The 4,790-nt window shown below is 67.6% G+C and carries 5 protein-coding genes; 3 read left to right on the plus strand and 2 right to left on the minus strand.

All coding sequences use genetic code 11. The features are described 5' to 3' along the window. Both QMK24_RS40580 and QMK24_RS40585 read left to right on the plus strand, forming a co-directional pair. Positions 1-469 (plus strand): SDR family NAD(P)-dependent oxidoreductase (locus QMK24_RS40580; protein WP_283471933.1); only part of this gene is annotated, 469 nt, incomplete at its 5' end. Between the two features lie 231 nt (positions 470-700). After that, positions 701-1,438, plus strand: a complete 738-nt coding sequence (locus QMK24_RS40585; RefSeq protein WP_283471934.1) for an SOS response-associated peptidase — start codon at positions 701-703, stop codon at positions 1,436-1,438. Between the two features lie 113 nt (positions 1,439-1,551). On the opposite strand, the gene QMK24_RS40590 is transcribed toward QMK24_RS40585, so the two are convergent. Beyond that, positions 1,552-2,043, minus strand: a complete 492-nt coding sequence (locus QMK24_RS40590; RefSeq protein WP_283471935.1) for a hypothetical protein — start codon at positions 2,041-2,043, stop codon at positions 1,552-1,554. 250 nt (positions 2,044-2,293) lie between these two features. On the opposite strand from QMK24_RS40590, the gene QMK24_RS40595 reads away from it, so the two are divergent. Beyond that, positions 2,294-3,490, plus strand: coding sequence for an alpha/beta hydrolase family protein (locus QMK24_RS40595; protein WP_283471936.1), 1,197 nt, complete (start codon positions 2,294-2,296; stop codon positions 3,488-3,490). Positions 3,491-3,515: 25 nt separating this feature from the next. Here QMK24_RS40595 and QMK24_RS40600 read toward each other — a convergent pair whose 3' ends face one another. After that, entirely contained in the window at positions 3,516-4,658 is a 1,143-nt protein-coding gene (locus QMK24_RS40600; RefSeq protein WP_283471937.1) for an IS630 family transposase, read from the minus strand. Between the last annotated feature and the right edge of the window lie 132 nt (positions 4,659-4,790).

Here is a 4,790-nt window from a genome sequence, read left to right on the forward strand (position 1 = left end):
CCCCACCACCTGGACAACGACCATCATCTGCACTGGTCACGCTTCCGACGCCGCAGCCAAGCCCGCGCCCGCAGATGCCACTACCAACGCCGAGGCCACCACCCCCACATGCGGTTGCAGTATTAGCACGGCGGGGCGTTACGCGACCGGCGCTTCCGTACCCTACGTCGCAGCCAAGCACGCGGTGCTGGGCACCACGCGTGCGGCCGCGGCTGAGTATGGCCGGCACGGCATCCGCGTCAACGCTCTGGTGGTCGGCACGACCCGCAGCGAGATGATCGACGAAGCTGTGCGCGCGATGCCGCAGCTGGAGGACGCCTTCGTCGCACCGCAGATTCAGAAGCGTATGACCGCACCGCGGGAGATAGTCGAGGCCGCGGCCTGGCTGTGCAGCGACCGGGCGTCCTTCGTGACAGGGACGGCAATGCCAGTGGACGGCGGGATCTCAGCGCAGGCGAAACTCGACTGACGGGCCGGCCCCTCGCCCACGGGCCCTGACCGGGAGGACCGCACCCGTCGCGGGGCTGAGCGTCAGCACTGTGAGCACACCGGATTTCAGCGCAGCGGCCTCCCGCGAGCTGCTGCTCAGCGGAGCGAGCGACGGCGACTTGTCGCCATGCACCTGAGGATCAGCGATCCCACCCGATGACCCCGGCACGCCGCCCTGCCATCGGGTGGGATCGCATGGCAGTGTGGGCGCATGTGCGGCAGATACGTCTCCACCCGCAGCGCGCCGAGTTTGGTCGACCTGTTCCAGGTCGCCCGGTGGGATCCGCTGGAAGCCCTGGCGCCCAGCTGGAACGTGGCCCCGACCGACGGCGTGTGGTCGGTGCTGGAACGTGCCGACCGCGAGACCGGCGAATTGGTGCGGTCCTTGCGCCCGCTGCGCTGGGGGCTGGTGCCGTCGTGGGCGAAGAGCGTGAACGTCGGCGCGAAGATGATCAATGCCCGGGTGGAGACCGTCGCCGAGAAGCCCGCGTATCGGCGCGCGTTCGCGAAGCGGCGCTGCCTCCTGCCCGCAGACGGGTTCTACGAGTGGGAGGCCGTTCCCGCCACCTCGACGGCAAAGGCGCGCAAGCAGCCGTACTTCATCAGCCCGCAGGACGGTCAGGTGATGGCGATGGCGGGGCTGTACGAATTCTGGCGCGACCCGGAGGTGGCCGAGGACGACGACCCGGCGGCGTGGTGGACGACCTGCACCATCATCACCACCGATGCGACCGATGCCGCAGGGCGGGTCCACCCGCGGATGCCGCTGACCGTCGCCCCGGCCGACTGGGACACCTGGCTCGACCCCGCCCACGAAGAGCCCGACGAACTCCGCGCCCTGTTGACCGCCCCCGCCACCGGCCGTCTCGACGCCCGCAAGGTGTCCCTCGCGGTCAACAACGTCCGCAACAACGGCCCACAGCTCCTGGACGACGCCCTACCCGGGTAAGGACGCCCTACCCGGGTAAGGACGCCCTACCCGGGTAAGGACGACCCATCCGGGTAAGCAGGCCACAGGCACGCTTCCGACGTACCCCTTCCGACGCACGCCCCCGGCACGGCTCAATGCCTTCTTCGGTACCACCGCGAGGCCGTGCGCGACCGAGCCTCCGGTCTCCTGACCGGACCTGCGGAGCCCCGCCGCTGGTGCCACTCCAGGGCCGGGTCGCGGACGGTCAGCACCGCCGTCGTGCTCAGCAGCCCGATGCCCGCGAGCTGGAAGCCGACTGCCCACCACCACATCAGGTCGCCCTTGGCGCCGATGATCGGGCCGACGATGCCGTGCGGGGAGTAGACGACTGTGAGGGCGGCCCCGTCCGGCGCGGGGCAAGGTCCGGTGTGGGGAAGTTGCTCGTTGTCACCGTTCGGCAGATCGATCCAGCACTGCTTGTACGTCATGCCGTGCGCGCCGGTTTCCGTCGACGTATAGGCGACCGTGGCCGTGCCCTGCTCACCGGTGAGGGCCAGGAACGCGTCCGGGGCGTGTACCGCGCCGACGATCATCAGCGCACCGCTGGTCCTTGTTCCGGCACGCCCGTGTCCCGCGAGCAACATGTCTCGCAGGACTAGTGCAGCGCCGCGTTGATCCTTCGGGGGTTCATGCGGCTTTGAGTGGGCTGCCGTCATAGGTCCAGCGGTAGGACTTGGCGTCGTGTTCGTCGTAGGCCAAGACGAAGGTGGCGCTCGACGATGCCGGCGAAGGGAACCTCGCGCCGCTGGGGATCTCAGGGTGTAGCCAGCACCACCCTCAAGACGGAAGCCCGCATGATCGAGCGTCAGGGCGGGGCCGGGCAGGATCGTGCCCGTGAACACTACCTCGAACCGCAAGCGCCGTATCAGCGCTGTCGCAATCCTGGGTCTCGCCGCATCAGTGGCCGCAACCGGCACCGGAATCGCCGCCACGACCCCGCCCTCCACCGTGCACGCGACCGCCGCCACAGCTACCGCCGCGCCCCCGCGGTCCTTCCAAGGCACGCTCCCTGCGCCGACCGGCCCCTACGCCGCCGGCGAGGACGTCATCCACCTCACCGACGCAAGCCGTCCCGACCCGTGGGTGCCGTCATCCGGCCCCCGCCAACTGACCGTCACGATGGTCTACCCGGCCGTCCCCGGGACGGGGACTCCGGCCCCTTACATGACCCTCGCCGAGGCAGCCGGACACATCCAGCACGGGAAGATACCGGCGAGCTCCGGCATCACCCCGCAGAACCTTTCCAGCGTCACCACTCACGCCTTCGACGGCGCGCGGCCGCAGAGGGGCAAGCATCCGCTGGTGGTCCTCTCACCCGGGTTCGGGGACCCGCGCATGGTGCTCACCTCGCTCGCGACCGACCTGGCCAGTCACGGCTACGTCGTCGCGCTCGTCGGCCACACCTACGAGGACAGCGGCGAGACGCTGGCGAACGGCCAGACGCCGCCATGTGCGATCTGCGATGACCCGAACCTCGACATGGACACGGTCACCGCCAGCCGCGCGCTGGACGTGTCCTTCGTGATCGACCAGTTGACGCATGGCAATACCGCGTGGCCCCTGGCACACCTCATCGACAAGCACGAGATCGGCATGGCCGGACACTCCATCGGCGGAGCGGCGGCCGCCACCACGATGATCGCCGACCCGCGCGTACGGGCCGGAGTGAACATGGACGGCACCTTCCACCCGGCCCCGATGCCCGGCCAGATCAACCGGCCGTTTCTCATGCTGGGTGCGGCCGCCTACCACTCGACCGGCGGTGGCGACAACTGGGGGCAGGCCTGGGCCGCCCTAGGCGGCTACAAGAAGTGGCTGGCGGTCACCGGCGCCAACCACCCCAGCTTCACCGACGTGGACCTGCTCGAGGAGGAGGCCGGGTTCCCGACGCCGCCCCTCTCCCCGGAACGCGGGGTGGTGATCACCCGCGAGTACGTGACAGCGTTCTTCGACCAGACGCTGAAGGGGATCCACAGTCCGCTGCTGGACGACCCCTCGCCGAACAATCCGGAAGTACTCTTCCAGTACTAGCTAGTGTCTCGTGATCCTGATTGCGTTACTTCGAGTTGTTATTGACGAGTTTCCTCACCGCGGTCTGGACGAGTCGGACCTTGGCGAGGATCTCGTCGGCGGTGGCAGTCCAGGTGAAGGGTCTCGCGTTTTCGTTCCAGGAGTTGATGTAGTCGCGGATCTGTTTGACCAGGACGTTGACGCTCGCGAACGTGCCGCGGCGGATGGACTGCCGGGTGATGATCCCGAACCAGATCTCGATCTGGTTCAACCAGGAGGACCCGACGGGGGTGAAATGGAAGTGGACGTGCGGGTTTTTCGCCAACCACGCCTTCACGTCGGGGGTGGTGTGCGTGGAGAGGTTGTCCAGGACGACATGGATTTCCTTCCCCGCATGCGGCTTGACGGCCTTCTTCATGAACGCCAGGAAGTTCGCTCCGTTCCGGTTCGGCTTGCACTCTCCCAGCACTTCACCGGTCGTGACGTTCAGTGCGGCGAACAGGTTCGTGGTGCCGTGCCGCACATAGTCGTGGGTGCGCTTCTCCGTGGCCGCGAAGGTCACCGGCAGCACCGGCTGGGTCCGGTCCAGGGCTTGCACCTGCGTCTTCTCGTCGATCGACAGCACCACGGCGCCACCGGGCGGGGCCAGGTACAAACCGACGACATCGGCGACCTTCTCCGCGAACGCCGGGTCCTTCGAGATCTTGAAAGTGCCCGAGCGGTGCGGCTTCAAATTCTCCTCACGCCAGACCCGGGCGATGTAATGCCACGACACCGAAACGCCCTCCCGCCGCTTCAAATGGTCGGCCAGCGTCCGCGTCGACCAGTGCGACAGGCCCGATTCCGCCGGCGGGGACATCCTCGTCAAAGCGATCACCCGAGCCCGCACCCGCGGCGGCACCTGGGTGCGCGGCCCGCCACGGCGCTTCTCCTCCAAACCGGCAAGGCCCCGCTCGGCATAGCGGGCCTTGCAGCGGTCCACCGTCAGCGGCGCCACACCGGCGAGCTCGGCAATGTCCTTGCGCCGCCGCCCCTCGCCAGACCACAACACGATCCGTGCACGAAGCGCCACATCTGACGGAACATCCCGCGACCCGGCCAACTGCCGTAGTTCCGCCATCTGTTCAGAAGAGAGATCCATGGTCAACTCAACGAGCCAACCAGCCTCAGGTTCCACGAACAGGATCACGAGACACTAGTGTCTCGTGATCCTGATTGCGTCACTTCGAGTTGTTTGCAACGAGCTTCTTGATGCTGGTCTGGACGAGGCGGACCTTCGCCAGAATCTCTTCGGCGGTTGCGGTCCAAGTGAATGGTCTTG

It is taken from the genome of Streptomyces sp. PH10-H1, assembly GCF_030063355.1.
Lineage (GTDB): Bacteria > Actinomycetota > Actinomycetes > Streptomycetales > Streptomycetaceae > Actinacidiphila.

Coding starts and splice junctions, on each gene's coding strand:
- QMK24_RS40585 (WP_283471934.1), top strand. CDS start 701: ATGTGCGGCAGATACGTCTCCACCCGCAGCGCGCCGAGTTTGGTCGAC.
- QMK24_RS40590 (WP_283471935.1), bottom strand. CDS start 2,043: ATGTTGCTCGCGGGACACGGGCGTGCCGGAACAAGGACCAGCGGTGCG.